We start from the raw sequence: 13,705 nt of genomic DNA on the forward strand, positions 1-13,705 counted from the left end.
CGCACCGCGCGCTGGGAGCTGCGCCCGGTGGGAAAACCAGCCCTGCATGCTAGAGCTCTCTTACCGTCCCGTCATTTTGTCCGATAATCACCCGATCCGCCATGTGGATAAACAGCCCGTTTATGACCACACCCGGAATTCCGTTGATTTCATCATGAAGCTGCTGCGGCTGTTCAATCGCGCCAAACTGACAATCTATAATATAGTTCCCGTTATCGGTGACGAAAGGCTGGTCGTTCACAGTCCGGAGCTTCAGCGGACAGCCGAATTTGGCGAGCTTATTCATGGTGAGGGAGCTGCCGAAAACAGTTACCTCCACCGGCAGGGGAAAAGTGCCGAGCCGGTTCACAAGCTTGCTTTCGTCGGCAATAATAATCAGCTTGCGGCTGGATGCGGCTACGATTTTTTCGCGCAGCAGGGCGCCGCCGCCGCCCTTGATGAGATTCAGCTCACCATCAACCTCGTCGGCTCCGTCAATCGTAATATCAATTCCGTCAATCTCTTCAAAAGCGACGAGAGGAATCCCAAGCTCTTGCGCCAATTGCTCGGATTGTCTTGAAGTTGCCACTGCCCGCACAAGAAGGCCTTCCTTGACGCGCTCCCCGATTTTCCGAATGGCCCAGTAAGCCGTTGAGCCTGTACCCAGTCCGACTACCATCCCATCTTTTATATGCGTTACGGCATGCTCTGCGGCGATTCGTTTGCTTTCCATCATCTCACCTGCTATTTCCTGGAATAGGTATACAAATTAAATCCGGTGTATTCTGCGGTGAAGCCAGCTGCAAGCTTGTCCAGGCCTGTTTTGCTAATCTCCAGCGAAAACCTTGCGGAGGGGCCTGCCTCTGGTTCTATCTTATATTTTACCCCATTTATATCAATTTTGTTACCGCTTTGATCCAAAAAGGTCCACGGCACATCAGGTGCTGCAGGGGAAAGCGCGCCGTTCCCGTGGATTTCGGCGGTATACAAGAATTCCCCTTCTTCTTTCTTAAGCTCGGGTATGGCTTTCATGCTGAAAATCACGGCATCCGCTTCGCTCCGGATCTTCTCCAGCACGAAGAGGGTTTGGTGATCGTACCCGACAGGAACGTTCAGCGTCCTCGATTCCTGATCCTGTGTCTCCAGCCACTCCGGTTTGAATTCCAGCCTGGTGGAGTCTGCCGTATTTGCCTGCGTCAACTGATACCCATCCTGTGTCACGATACGGTGGAGCAAGCTGTCATCCCGGTAATAATCATATACTTTGTAGCCGGCGAACGCCGCTGCCCCAATGAGGAGAATAAACATAATCGTTCGGGTTCGTGCCTTCAATGAATTTCCGCCCTTCTTACATAATGCCCTGCTGTTCATGATCCTTTTGCTGCAAGTATACCTTCCAAGTCAATCCTCTGCCAACCCTTGTCACAGAGCTTTCTATTGAGGCGTATATTGCTGTTCATCTGCTGCCGGGCGCTTTACGCTTTGTCATGCTGAGTAGTCATCTGCCCATTTTTGGGCGCCATAGGCGCCAAACGCCCATAGACGAATAGGATAAAAGGAGAATGAAGGAGGCTGGATCAAGCATGGAGAAAAAGGTTACAACAATGCCTATTGCAACAATGCCCGTTAACCAAAAGCCTATGGCACAAATGCCGACTGCAACCGCACCGGTCACACAGCCGATGGAAAAACATGAAATGAAAAAATGGTGTAAGGATCATAAGTACCGTTATGTCCTGGCCCACACCAAGGATGGTTGGTGCTGTGACGGATTTGTGGAGCATATCGATGATGAAATGGTGTATCTCGCAGTTCCTCATTGTGACAACCAGTACGATCCGCGGGGGTTTTTCCCGTATCCGCCGCTTTACCCGCCGCTCTATCCATATCCGTATTACCCGCGCCGCCGTTTCTACCGTCAAGCATTTCCGCTTGCTGCGCTGCTGGGACTCTCGCTGCTTCCCTTTTTTTAAATCGCTGGCCATCCATAAGCTTAAACCAAGACCGGCGCCGGTGGCACCGGTCTATCATTTCTTCCTTCCGTTGGACGTGAATGACTTTTTTCGTTATTATGGATAAATAAAGAATGCTTTTGGACAGGAGGCAGCGGAAATGGACTGTTTATTTTGCAAAATTATTGACGGTGATATCCCTTCGAAGAAGGTGTTCGAGAATGAGCGCATATTGGCTTTTCACGATATTCAGCCGGCTGCGCCCGTACATATTCTCATCATTCCGAAGAAGCACATACCGACGATGAACGATGTTCAGGATGAGGACAATGCGCTGATTGCAGAGCTGTTCGCAGCAGCCAGGCAAATCGCCAAGGAGCACAATATTGACGAGTCAGGATACCGGCTGGTAAATAACTGCAACGCCGAGGGCGGCCAGGTTGTGTATCATCTGCACCTGCATCTTCTGGGCGGGCATCAGATGAAATCGCTCGCCGGTTGAATCACGGAATACATGGATGTACAGCAGATGCGCATTTTATAGTAAAAGAAGGAAATTAGCTGGTCCTTTCAAGTTGACACTGACTTTGGTTATACCATATAATTAAATGTGATGAACCGTGTGATCTTTCTTAGACGGTCTGCTCGGAGGGAGGGAAAACTGGTGTCTGAAACAAAAGTTCGCAAAAACGAGACAATCGATGCTGCACTCCGCCGCTTCAAGAAGACTATCGCTAAAGATGGTGTCCTTGCCGAGGTTAAGAAACGCAAGCATTATGAGAAGCCTAGTGTTAAACGCAAACTGAAGTCCGAGGCTGCGCGTAAGAGAAAGTTTTAGGAGGATCCTTCCACTAATGAACCTTAGCGAACGATTGAACGATGATATGAAGCAAGCCATGAGAGGTCAAGAGAAGTTCAAGCTCTCCACGATTCGTATGATTCGTGCTTCCATCAAGAATCTGGAAATTGACTTAAAGCGACCGCTTGATGATAACGAAGTGCTTGATATCCTAAGTCGTGAGATCAAACAACGTAAAGATTCCCTCCAAGAATTCGAAAAAGCCGGCCGCGATGATCTTGCAAAAGACGTCGCCGCAGAAATTGAAATTATTAGTGTGTACCTGCCTCAGCAGCTGACCGAAGATGAAATCAAAGAAATTGTTCAGCAGACCATAGCGGAAACCGGTGCTTCATCGAAAGCCGATATGGGCAAAGTTATGAGCGCCCTCATGCCCAAGACCAAAGGGCGTGCTGATGGTAAACTAGTAAACACATATGTGCAGCAATTTCTGCAATAACATAGGCTGACAGCCAGACACTCCCTGCGAAGGGGGTGTTTTTTCATGAACTGCCCGTGTTGTCTCATTGAAAGCGGGCAGTTTTCTTTTGTTTCCCGTTATTCGGAGCTATTGACACATCCTACAGACTGCTCCAGAATAGGGGCTAATAGATGGGAAATGAGGAACACTTTACTATGCTGCGTAACTGGCTTCAAATCCTGCTGATTGCCATACCCTCTCTTGTCACCTTCGCCACACAGACCGTGACAGGAACCATTAATCTGATAATGGTGGGTCAGCTGGGCTTTGTAATAATCGCAATTGTTGGCGTTTCCAATATTATTATGTATAATGCATTTGCCATTTTTTCCGGTATCGGCCATACGGTCAGTTATCTGGTCGCACAGAATTACGGATCCAACGATATGCGCAAAGGCCTGCAGCGGACATATCTGGCTATGTACATGTGCATATTTTTTGCGGTTGTTATATTCGTAACGGGCTGGCTAGCTGCTGACGATATTTTGCGCTGGACCGGGGGATCGGAGGAATTGGTCCATCAAGGCGGCTATTATCTGGAGCTGCGTTTCTATGCCATGTCCTTTGGCATTATTAATTTTGCCTTCCACGGCTTTCTGCGTGGAATCGGATCGACCACCATGTCCATGATTGTGTCGCTGATATCCAACTTATTGATGATTTTTCTGACGTACGTTCTCACATTCGGCCACTGGGGTTTTCCGCATCTGGGCTTGACCGGCGCAGGCCTCGCCGTGCTCATTGGTGAAGGGGTCCAGCTGTTCATTTGCGTATACATCTTTTTCTTTATTTTGCATAAACGTTACCAAACCCGCAGCCGTCTTGCTGCTTTCTCGTTTGACTGGCCGGAAATAAAACTGATCGCCCAGGAGAGCGGCAAGCTGGGCATGCAGGAATTCTCGCTCAGCGTATCCATGTTCATCTTCACCGCCTTCGTAGCCAGATTGGGCGACCACGCGCTTGCTGCCAACGAGGTGGCGCTGAATGTGATGTCCTTCGGCTTTATGCCGGCCTTTGCCTTCGGAGCGACGGCAACAATTCTGGTAGGGCAAAGCGTGGGCAGAGGAATGGCTCTGATTGGACGCCGAGCTGGAACCGATACCGCTATTCTGGGTACCATGTTCATTATTGCGCTTGGCACGGTGGAGCTGGTGTTTTCCGAGCAGATTGCCCACTTGTATTCCAAGGACCCCGGAGTTTATGAGCTGGCGGCGTTTCTGATCAAGGTTTCCGCCTACCTGCAAATTTTTGATGGCCTGCTTAATTTCTATGCAGGCGGACTGCGGGGAATCGGCGATACCACTTTTCTCATGCGCATCTCATTTTTTCTCAGCTGGTTTTTCTTTGTGCCGGTTGCTTACTTGTTTATCTTTGTGTTTCATTGGGGCAGCCTGGGAGCCTGGATCGCGCTTTACTCCTTCCTCACGGTGTTCGGCACGTCGGTCATGCTGCGTTTTTACCGTACGGACTGGACTTCAGTCAGGCTTAAGGAGGCCTCCCACGGATAATACTTGGAACGGGGGCACTGTCAGACCGTATGAAGGATTACGATTGCGGCAGATTTTGACGCGGTGAGGAATGGCGTCAGCTTCTTCTTGGTTACAGTAAGGAGAGGAGGGTCAACTATTGAAATGGTTTAGACGGCTGATAGCCAGAGGGACGCTTTCTGTTGTTGTTGGGCTTATCTTTATGAATCTGGTTGGCGCTATGGTTCCCGCTGCATTTGCGGCCGATAGCGATACCGGCGGGGGGAAGATCGGCTCCACGGTTTATGTTATTCCGGCTGAACAGCCAATCGAATCAGGGCTTGAGAAATTCCTCAAGCGTGCTTACAAGGAAGCGGAAGAAGCCGGCGCTGAGCGTATTGTGCTCGTTATTGACACCCTTGGAGGCAGCGTAGTCAGCGCAGAGGGAATTGGCGATCTCGTCCGTACCAGTAAGGTTCCGACGACAGCATTGGTTCACGGGAGGGCGGTATCCGCAGGTACTTACATTGCCCTGAATGCCGATGAGCTTGTGATGGAGCCTAATAGTGTGATCGGCTCGGCGGCAGTTGTGGACGGAACAGGCACATTGATTGACAATCCGAAAACAGTCGCGTACTGGACGCAAAAAATGAGAGCAGCCGCTGAAATAAACGGCCGCGATCCCAATTTGGCAACTGCGATGGTCAATCCGAATGTGACGCTGGAGATCAAGCCGCTTGGACGCACGGTCGAGAAAGGCGAGCTTTTGGCCTTGTCCGCCGCCGATGCGGTGAAAGTGGGCTATGCCGATTACACGGCAAGCTCCGTTGATGAGGTACTGGCGCATCTGGGCATCGAGCAGCCCAATCTGGTGGAGGTCAAAGCCAGCGTAATGGAGCGGATTTCGCAATTTCTGACCCAGCCCGCCATCATGACGCTGCTGCTCGTTATCGGCATAGCAGGTGTAGCGATTGAACTGATCGTTCCCGGCTTCGGCATCCCCGGTCTGATCGGGCTTGCCGGCTTCGGACTTTATTTCTTCGGTCATTACATCACGGGCTTTGCCGGGATGGAAGAAATTATTCTGTTTGTAATCGGAGTTGTGCTGCTCATTGCCGAGGTATTTGTGTCAAGCTTCGGAATACTGGGAATACTGGGATCAGCATCGCTTATTGCAGGGGTTGTGCTTGCCGCGCCCAGCCCGAAATCAGCCTTTCTATCCCTGTTCGTCGCTCTGCTTGCGGCAGGAGTAATCGTCTTTATCATTGCCAAACGCTTTGCCCACAAAGGGGTATGGAACCGGTTTATCCTCAGTGAAAGCCTGACGACGGAGCAGGGGTATGTCTCAACGGCCGATAAAGCGTTATATCTCGGCATGCGCGGACGCTCCGTTACGCCGCTGCGGCCTGCCGGTACGGCGATTATCGGCGAACAGCGGGTCGACGTTGTAACGCAGGGAGAATTTATCGCGGCAAATGCGGAAATTCAAGTCATTAAAGTTGAAGGAACGCGTGTCGTTGTGCAGCAGTTGAACGAAAACATTTAAACCATGGAGGGGAATTTATGGAGCTGGATCCAACTGTTACCATTATAATCATCGTCGTACTGGCTATTATCGTGCTTTCCGTATTTTTGAGTTTCTTCCCGATTATGCTTTGGATTGCCGCGCTGTCCTCGGGCGTTCGGGTCGGAATCATTACGCTTGTGGCCATGCGCCTGCGGCGAGTCGTACCAAGCCGGATCGTCAATCCGCTGATCAAAGCGACCAAAGCGGGGCTTGGGCTGAATATTAACCAGCTGGAGAGCCACTTTCTGGCAGGCGGTAATGTAGACCGCGTTGTCAATGCCCTGATTGCCGCTCACCGTGCGAATATCGAGCTGGTGTTTGAACGCGCGGCGGCAATTGATCTGGCAGGACGCGATGTGCTTCAGGCGGTGCAAATGAGCGTAAACCCCCGTGTAATTGAAACGCCGATTGTAGCTGCTGTAGCCAAAAACGGAATTGAAGTCAAGGTAAAAGCGCGTGTTACGGTTCGCGCCAATATCGAACGCCTTGTCGGCGGCGCCGGCGAAGAAACGATTATTGCCCGCGTCGGTGAGGGAATTGTAACGACAGTCGGTTCTTCCGGCTCTCATAAGGATGTTCTTGAGAATCCGGATCTGATTTCCCGTACTGTGCTTGGCAAGGGACTTGATGCCGGCACGGCATTTGAGATTCTGTCCATTGATATCGCGGACGTGGATGTAGGCAAAAACATTGGAGCCCATCTGCAAACCGAGCAGGCGGAAGCCGACAAAAGAATCGCCCAGGCCAAAGCCGAAGAACGGCGTGCAATGGCTGTTGCTCATGAGCAGGAGATGAAGGCCCGTGTCGTAGAAATGCGCGCGCTTGTCGTTGAGTCGGAGTCACAAGTGCCGATTGCGATGGCTGAGGCGCTCAGGGGCGGCAAGCTTGGCGTGATGGACTATATGAATTTGAAAAACATTGAGGCCGACACGCAAATGCGCGGTTCAATCGGCAACCAGGAATCCAACCAGCCGGACAAAGAGGATAAATAGATTTTTTTTTAACCCGCATAAACAGTCCTCGTAAAGGATTGCCGGAGGTGATGCAGTGAACGACCTGATTCAATTTATTTTGAAAAATTTCTTTATTGTCATTATTGTGGTCGGGTTTCTCTTCTCCCTGATCAATAAAGCCAGAAAGGGCAATCCGCGGGAGAACCGGATGCCCGACTTTGGAAGCGGCCCGGCGGGGCCCCGCAGAAGCCGCGATCCTCAGCAGCGGCAGTTTGGTCAGCCTGTGAATCAACCGGCTCAGCCTGCTCGCTACGATAGCGGTAACCGCTCAGAGGACGGAGAAGGGGTTAGTCTGGAATATGATGAACCTGTATTTGAGGAGCCTTTATATGACGAGCCCCCGAAGGTCAGGATCACCGAGAGAACTTCGCCGTTTCAGCGCAGACCGCTTGCGCAGGCACGCATCTCTGAGCCATCCGCTGCTCCAAAAGGCGGCTTATTGCGTAATTTGGATAAGAATGAACTCCGGCGTGCGGTCGTTCTTGCCGAGGTTCTGGGTCCACCGCGCTCCAAGCGCCCCCACCGCCGTCCCTGATCGATTTTCGTGCATTATTAGCTTGCTATAATCAAAGCGCTTAAGAAGCCTTCAGGCCACTGGAAAGTGGATGCTGAGGGCTTCTTTGCTTTTTCAGTCTCATCTGCATCGGTATCCTCATATTTCAGCGGTTTCCAGCATACGTTGGTACAGTATGGGAAGGGGGCTTGTTGTCCGCATGCGCCGCATAAACCGCAAACTGCGTAAAATGGCTGCCGATTTGCTCGATTTACCGCAGGATGTCGTATTCGATTTGCCCCGCTTGACGATGATTGGCGATCGTCAGCTGTATATTGAAAACCACCGCGGCGTGCTCTATTTCTCCAGCGATAGTCTGCGCCTCGCGCTCAGCAAAGGGGAGCTGGAAGTAACGGGAGAGGGTCTGATTATCAGGACCATTTGGACCGAAGAAGTCTTCGTGGAAGGGAAAATCAAACATATTCAAATCAAGGAATGACGATAAATGGATCGTAAAGGGGGAAGAAAGGATGAATGCTTCATGGCTGCAATGGCTGCGGGGAATCGTAACGGTCTGCATCAGAGGAGAATCCTTGGAATTGCTTGTCAACCGCGCGTTGGCGAGCGGACTTGAGCTGTGGTCCATCCGCCGGACAAGCAGCGGGGAACTGATTTGCGATTTAACCGTCAATGACTTCTTTCGCCTTCGGCCGCTTCTCAGGGAGACAAGCTCCCGGGTCCATGTCGAGTCCCGCAGGGGGCTCCCCTTCTGGCTTGTCAAGCTGGAGAAAAGGCTGTTTTTCGGCGCGGGTCTTCTCATTTTTTTTATTGGCATGTACATTTTATCTTCGTTGATCTGGACCATCGATATTAAAGGGAACGACCGCTTGTCCGAAGAGCAGATTTTGCAGGCTGCCAAGCAGGAAGGTCTTTATCCGTTCCAATGGTCTTTTCGACTTGAAAAGTCGGACGTGCTGTCCAAGAAGCTGACGCAGAAGCTGCCTGGAGCAGCCTGGATCGGTGTGGAAAAGCAGGGAACGAAGATTACGATCCAGGTGGTGGAGACAACTATCCCCGAAAAGCAGGAGCTGCTCAGTCCCCGCCATCTTGTGGCCTCGACCGATGCCGTTGTGACTGAAATTCTGGCCGATACCGGAAGGCCTGTCGTGAAACGGAATACGAAGGTCAAGAAAGGCGACGTGCTGATCTCCGGAATCTATGGGGATGAAGCTCATACACGCACGGTAGTGGCTAAGGGAATCGTTAAAGGTCTGGTCTGGCATGAATATATGATTGTCTCACCGATGCAGCAGAAAATGAAAACCTACACAGGGGAGAGTATTACCCGCTGGTATGGGGTAGCATGGGGACGCGCTCTTCGGGTCAGCGGCTTTGGCAAGGTTCCCTATGATCAATTTGAGACCGAAAGACATCTGGAGCAGGCCTCCTGGCGTTCCCTGAAGCTGCCGCTCGGCCGGATGAAGGAGACCATCCGGGAGGTCCGCGTGGATGAACAGACGCTCACGCAGCAGGAGGCAAGAGAGGCGGGACTGCTTCAGGCCAAAGCCGATTTATTGACCAAAGCAGGGGCGGGATCGAAGATCCGCGCCGAAAACATTTTGCATGAAAAGGCGGACAATGGTAAAGTTTATATGAAAGTGCTTTTTGAGGTGGAACAGTCGATCGTAGCTGAAAGACCGTTAGTTCATATACAAGGAGATTGAGCATTTTTGCCAAATGAAACCAAGATTATCAAAATCCCGCTCGCGAGCGCGGCGGAAGGACTTGCGCTCTTTGGACCGCAGGACAAATTTCTGAAACTGATCGAGCAGCAGACGGAAGCGGATATTATGTCCCGCGACGCCGAAATCATGATCTCCGGGCCTCTTGCCGAGGTAGAGTCCATGGAACAGCTTTTTACCGTGCTGCAGCAATTGTTCCGCGGAGGGTATACGCCATCGGAACGCGATATCATGTATGCGCTCGATTTGGCAAAGACGCTGCAGGCTGACCAGCTGCTGGATTTATTCAAAGCGGAGCTTACCTCCACATTCCGCGGCAAACCGATTCGCGTCAAGACGATAGGCCAGCGCCACTACGTGAAGATGATCAAGAAAATGGACGTGGTATTCGGCATTGGTCCTGCCGGGACAGGCAAAACGTATTTGGCGGTTGTGCTGGCGGTTGCGGCTTTGAAGGAAGGCTCCGTCAAGCGGATTATATTGACCCGTCCCGCAGTAGAAGCCGGCGAGAACCTTGGCTTCCTGCCAGGCGATTTGCAGGAGAAGGTGGATCCTTATTTGCGCCCTCTCTATGATGCGCTGCATGACGTACTGGGTCCGGATCAAACGGTGAAAGCTTTTGAACGGGGCTTGATCGAGGTTGCGCCGCTTGCCTATATGCGCGGCCGTACGCTTGATGATTCATTCATAATTCTTGACGAAGCGCAGAACACGACTCCGGAACAGATGAAAATGTTTCTGACCCGGCTTGGTTTTGGCTCCAAAATGGTGGTGACCGGTGATGTCACGCAAATCGATTTGCCCCGCGGCAAACGTTCCGGACTTAATGAAGCGCAGCGTATCTTGCAGAATATTGACGAGATAGGCTTCGTGCATTTCTCTGAACAGGATGTCGTCCGTCATTCGCTGGTTCAAAAAATCATCGTGGCTTACAACATGGATGCCGATAATCAGGGCTAAATGGCGTCAGGCCAGCATAGAACGTACAGATTACCCGGGTGTACGGTTTTATCATACCCAGCATGGACGGCCCCGCAGTTGAAGCAACCCTATGGGGTGGTCGCAGCACGAGGGGGGACATAATACGTGCAGTTTTCATGGAGTGGTTGGAAGCAGAGCGCAGCGGTTCGATGGATCTTGCTGTTTTTATTTGTTTTGTTGTTTTATATCACTCTAGCTCCTTATTTGCTTCCCAAAACCTACGATATTCAAGAAGGCAAGCGGATGGAACGCGACGTTGTAGCGCCTGCGCAAATCAAGGATGATAAGGCAAGGATCAAGGCGCAGGAGGAAGCAGCGGATCGCGTGGAACCGATTTATTCCATTGTCGCGATGCGGAGCGAGCAGCTGCTGGAGCAGATTTTTGCCCGTATGGAGCAGTTGAATCAGGATGATCAGGTTACGACCGATAATAAAGTGACCATCTACAGGACGGAAATTCCGCAGCTCTATAGCGACTATGTCGACGAGTTCGTACGCAGCAATACAGGCAAGGATGCCTATAACGATACCCTGCTGCAGGAGATGGCAACGACAGTCAAGAATCAGGAATACCGCATTCCGGAGGAAACGTACTACAAGCTGCCGCAGCTTACCGTTGTGCAGATTGCCGATATGCAGCAGGTGGGGCTTACCATCGTCCGCAAGCTGATGAGCGATCCGCTGCGGGAAGCGGAGACGGCCCGCACGAAGGTGGCGGAGCTTGTGAACGCAAGCTCGCTGAGCGAGCGCAAAACAAGGGAGATCGTTCAGGAGCTGGCTCGATTCGCCATTATGCCGAACAAATTCCTCGATAGCGAGGCAACGAGCGAAGCGAAGGTAGCGGCGAAAGAAAACACGCCTGAGGTCGTCATTAATCAAGGGGATATCATCGTCCATAAGGGAGAGATGGTCACCCAGGAGTTATACGACCGGCTCTCATCGTTCAATCTGCTGCAGGACAAAAAATCCTATTGGCCGCAGCTCGGCCTGCTGCTGCTTTCTTTGTTATTCCTCTTGTTTATTTACAGCTTTCTGGACAAATCATCGGGCCTTAATACCGCAAATGTGCGATACAATAATGCCCAGCTTGCGATGCTGCTGCTTATTTTTATCCTGAATTTGCTGATTATGCGGATCGTCGAGCTGACGCAGACCGATACCATTTCCTATGTCGGATATTTGGCGCCGACAGCAATGGGAGCGATGCTCATTACGCTGCTGCTGGATGTTCAGCTCGCGGTTGTCTGCTCGTTTCTGTTCGCTATTGCCGGCAGTATCTTATTCAACGTCGATTCCAACCGTATCTTTGATTTTAATTATGGATTTATGACAACGGTTGTCTCATTTGCCGCTATTTTTGCCATTCACCGGGCGAGCCAGCGGTCTACGATATTAAAGGCAGGCATTATGGTCAGCCTGTTCGGATCTGCTTCCGTGCTTGCGTTGATTCTGCTTGGGGGCGAGCTGCCGGAGAAGACGGAAATGGTCACCACGATTGCGTTTGCTTTTGCCGGAGGCCTGCTGACGGCGATTCTGGTTATCGGCTTGATGCCTTTTTTCGAGATTACCTTCGGCATCTTGTCCGCGCTTAAGCTTGTGGAGCTGTCAAATCCCAATCATCCGCTGCTGCGCAAGCTGCTGACGGAGACGCCGGGTACGTACCATCACAGCGTAATGGTCGGCAATCTGTCCGAAGCGGCTGCCGAAGCCATTGGCGCCAACGGTCTATTGTGCCGGGTCGGCTCCTATTATCATGATATCGGCAAGACCAAACGGCCCAGTTATTTTATCGAAAATCAGAGCAATATCGAGAATCCGCATGATTCCATCGATCCGAAGCTGAGCAAATCGATTATTATCGCGCATGCCCGCGATGGCGTGGAGATGCTGAAGAACCATAACATTCCCAAACCGATCCGGGATATTGCGGAGCAGCATCATGGAACGACATTCCTGCAGTACTTTTACCACAAAGCATGGAAGCAGGCTGAAGCGGCCGGGGAAGAAACGGATTTCACCGAGGATGACTTCAGGTATCCCGGACCAAAGGCGCAATCGAAGGAAGCCGCCATTGTCGGCATCGCGGATTGCATCGAAGCCGCTGTCCGGAGTTTGCGAAGTCCCACCATGGAGCAGGTGGAATCGATGATCAACAAAATCATTAAAAACCGCCTGGATGACGGCCAGTTTAATGAATGCGATTTGACCCTCAAGGAGCTTGATCAAATCGCGCAGACTTTGAAGGAATCCGTTATCGGTATCTTCCATTCGCGGATCGAATATCCCGAAGACAGTAAACCAAAGGAGCGGCTGGCATGAGTTTGCGCTTGGAATGGAATAATGAACAGAATAAAGTTGAAATACCCGAAGCGTTTCTGGGACGCCTGGAGGAGCTGCTTCTGCTTGCCGGGGAAGCGGAAGGGCTGACAGAAGGCGAGGTAACTCTTTCATTTGTCGATGATGAAGAAATTCATCAGTTAAATCGGGAATACAGAGGCATCGACCGGCCGACGGATGTGTTGTCCTTTGCCATGCAGGAACATACCGACGAAGAGCTGGATATTATTTATGATGTTGAGGAAGAGGATGTTCCTTTGCCGCTGGACGGCATGCTTGGCGATATCATTATCTCCGCCGAGCGGGCGAAGCTGCAAAGTCTGGAGTACGGTCATTCGCTGGAGCGGGAGCTTGGATTTCTGTTTGTGCATGGATTCCTGCATTTGATCGGTTATGATCATCAGGACGAAGCGAGCGAGGCAATTATGACGAAAAAGCAGGAAGACGTCCTCCGGCAGGCTGGTCTGCACCGTTAATGCGCAGGTTCATTCAGAGCTGTAAATTTGCAGTGGCTGGCATTCGTCTGGCCCTGGACACGCAGCTTCACATGCGTATTCATATAATCTCCGCTCTTATTGCAACGGCAGCAGGCTTCATTTTCAGGATTACGCAAATGGAATGGGCTGTGCTGGTGCTTGTGATGGGGGTGGTCATATGTGCCGAGATGCTGAACACTGCGATCGAGAGCGTCGTGGATCTGGCAAGCCCGGCGATTCACCCGCTGGCCAAAGCGGCGAAGGATACAGCTTCGGGGGCTGTACTGGTTGCGGCTATTGCGGCCGTCGTTATCGGATTGATCATCTTCTGTCCGCGTATATGGAATTTGGTCTACCATTAGCTAAAGTGAAGAAGGAGG

At 51.4% G+C, this 13,705-nt stretch carries 16 protein-coding genes; 14 read left to right on the top strand and 2 right to left on the bottom strand.

The window, feature by feature from the left end; all coding sequences use genetic code 11:
* Window positions 1–49: 49 nt before the first annotated feature.
* Complete coding sequence (gene rpiA, locus AC0YOA_RS09105; RefSeq protein ID WP_475786645.1) at window positions 50–712, bottom strand: ribose-5-phosphate isomerase RpiA; 663 nt, start codon at window positions 710–712, stop codon at window positions 50–52.
* Window positions 713–723: 11 nt separating this feature from the next.
* The gene (locus AC0YOA_RS09110; RefSeq protein WP_475786334.1) at window positions 724–1,311 is read right to left on the bottom strand and encodes a hypothetical protein; all 588 of its coding nucleotides are present in this window, start codon (window positions 1,309–1,311) and stop codon (window positions 724–726) included.
* 251 nt (window positions 1,312–1,562) lie between these two features.
* Here AC0YOA_RS09110 and AC0YOA_RS09115 point away from each other — a divergent pair, with 251 nt between their 5' ends.
* The 14 genes from AC0YOA_RS09115 to AC0YOA_RS09180 all read left to right on the top strand — a co-directional run bounded on the left by AC0YOA_RS09115 (window position 1,563) and on the right by AC0YOA_RS09180 (window position 13,687).
* Entirely contained in the window at window positions 1,563–1,952 is a 390-nt protein-coding gene (locus tag AC0YOA_RS09115; RefSeq protein WP_379114065.1) for a hypothetical protein, read from the top strand.
* Window positions 1,953–2,091: 139 nt separating this feature from the next.
* On the top strand, window positions 2,092–2,433 hold the full coding sequence (locus tag AC0YOA_RS09120) for a histidine triad nucleotide-binding protein (RefSeq protein ID WP_210037710.1): 342 nt from the start codon (window positions 2,092–2,094) through the stop codon (window positions 2,431–2,433).
* Between the two features lie 162 nt (window positions 2,434–2,595).
* Window positions 2,596–2,769 carry a 30S ribosomal protein S21 gene (gene rpsU / locus AC0YOA_RS09125; RefSeq protein ID WP_188992903.1) on the top strand — a complete coding sequence of 58 codons (174 nt, stop codon included), beginning with the start codon at window positions 2,596–2,598 and terminating at the stop codon, window positions 2,767–2,769.
* Window positions 2,770–2,785: 16 nt separating this feature from the next.
* A complete protein-coding gene (locus AC0YOA_RS09130; RefSeq protein ID WP_475768175.1) occupies window positions 2,786–3,229 on the top strand; it encodes a GatB/YqeY domain-containing protein in 444 nt (147 codons plus the stop codon).
* A gap of 176 nt (window positions 3,230–3,405) precedes the next feature.
* Complete coding sequence (locus tag AC0YOA_RS09135) at window positions 3,406–4,758, top strand: MATE family efflux transporter (protein WP_475786646.1); 1,353 nt, start codon at window positions 3,406–3,408, stop codon at window positions 4,756–4,758.
* A gap of 118 nt (window positions 4,759–4,876) precedes the next feature.
* Window positions 4,877–6,262 carry an NfeD family protein gene (locus AC0YOA_RS09140; RefSeq protein WP_475786335.1) on the top strand — a complete coding sequence of 462 codons (1,386 nt, stop codon included), beginning with the start codon at window positions 4,877–4,879 and terminating at the stop codon, window positions 6,260–6,262.
* A 17-nt stretch (window positions 6,263–6,279) separates the two neighbouring features.
* Entirely contained in the window at window positions 6,280–7,275 is a 996-nt protein-coding gene (floA, locus tag AC0YOA_RS09145) for a flotillin-like protein FloA (protein WP_379114069.1), read from the top strand.
* A 55-nt stretch (window positions 7,276–7,330) separates the two neighbouring features.
* Complete coding sequence (locus AC0YOA_RS09150; RefSeq protein WP_475786336.1) at window positions 7,331–7,831, top strand: hypothetical protein; 501 nt, start codon at window positions 7,331–7,333, stop codon at window positions 7,829–7,831.
* 178 nt (window positions 7,832–8,009) lie between these two features.
* Complete coding sequence (gene yqfC / locus AC0YOA_RS09155; RefSeq protein ID WP_475786337.1) at window positions 8,010–8,288, top strand: sporulation protein YqfC; 279 nt, start codon at window positions 8,010–8,012, stop codon at window positions 8,286–8,288.
* Between the two features lie 31 nt (window positions 8,289–8,319).
* Window positions 8,320–9,513, top strand: coding sequence for a sporulation protein YqfD (gene yqfD / locus AC0YOA_RS09160; RefSeq protein ID WP_475786338.1), 1,194 nt, complete (start codon window positions 8,320–8,322; stop codon window positions 9,511–9,513).
* A 6-nt stretch (window positions 9,514–9,519) separates the two neighbouring features.
* Window positions 9,520–10,491, top strand: coding sequence for a PhoH family protein (locus AC0YOA_RS09165; protein WP_210037704.1), 972 nt, complete (start codon window positions 9,520–9,522; stop codon window positions 10,489–10,491).
* Window positions 10,492–10,617: 126 nt separating this feature from the next.
* Complete coding sequence (locus tag AC0YOA_RS09170) at window positions 10,618–12,831, top strand: HD family phosphohydrolase (protein ID WP_210037703.1); 2,214 nt, start codon at window positions 10,618–10,620, stop codon at window positions 12,829–12,831.
* On the top strand, window positions 12,828–13,325 hold the full coding sequence (gene ybeY, locus AC0YOA_RS09175; RefSeq protein WP_475786339.1) for an rRNA maturation RNase YbeY: 498 nt from the start codon (window positions 12,828–12,830) through the stop codon (window positions 13,323–13,325). Before AC0YOA_RS09170 ends, ybeY begins: the two co-directional genes overlap by 4 nt.
* The gene (locus AC0YOA_RS09180; RefSeq protein ID WP_475786340.1) at window positions 13,325–13,687 is read left to right on the top strand and encodes a diacylglycerol kinase; all 363 of its coding nucleotides are present in this window, start codon (window positions 13,325–13,327) and stop codon (window positions 13,685–13,687) included. The genes ybeY and AC0YOA_RS09180 overlap by 1 nt, the downstream gene beginning before the upstream one ends.
* The last annotated feature ends 18 nt before the right edge of the window (window positions 13,688–13,705 follow it).

Source organism: Paenibacillus sp. JT22N12, assembly GCF_056269365.1.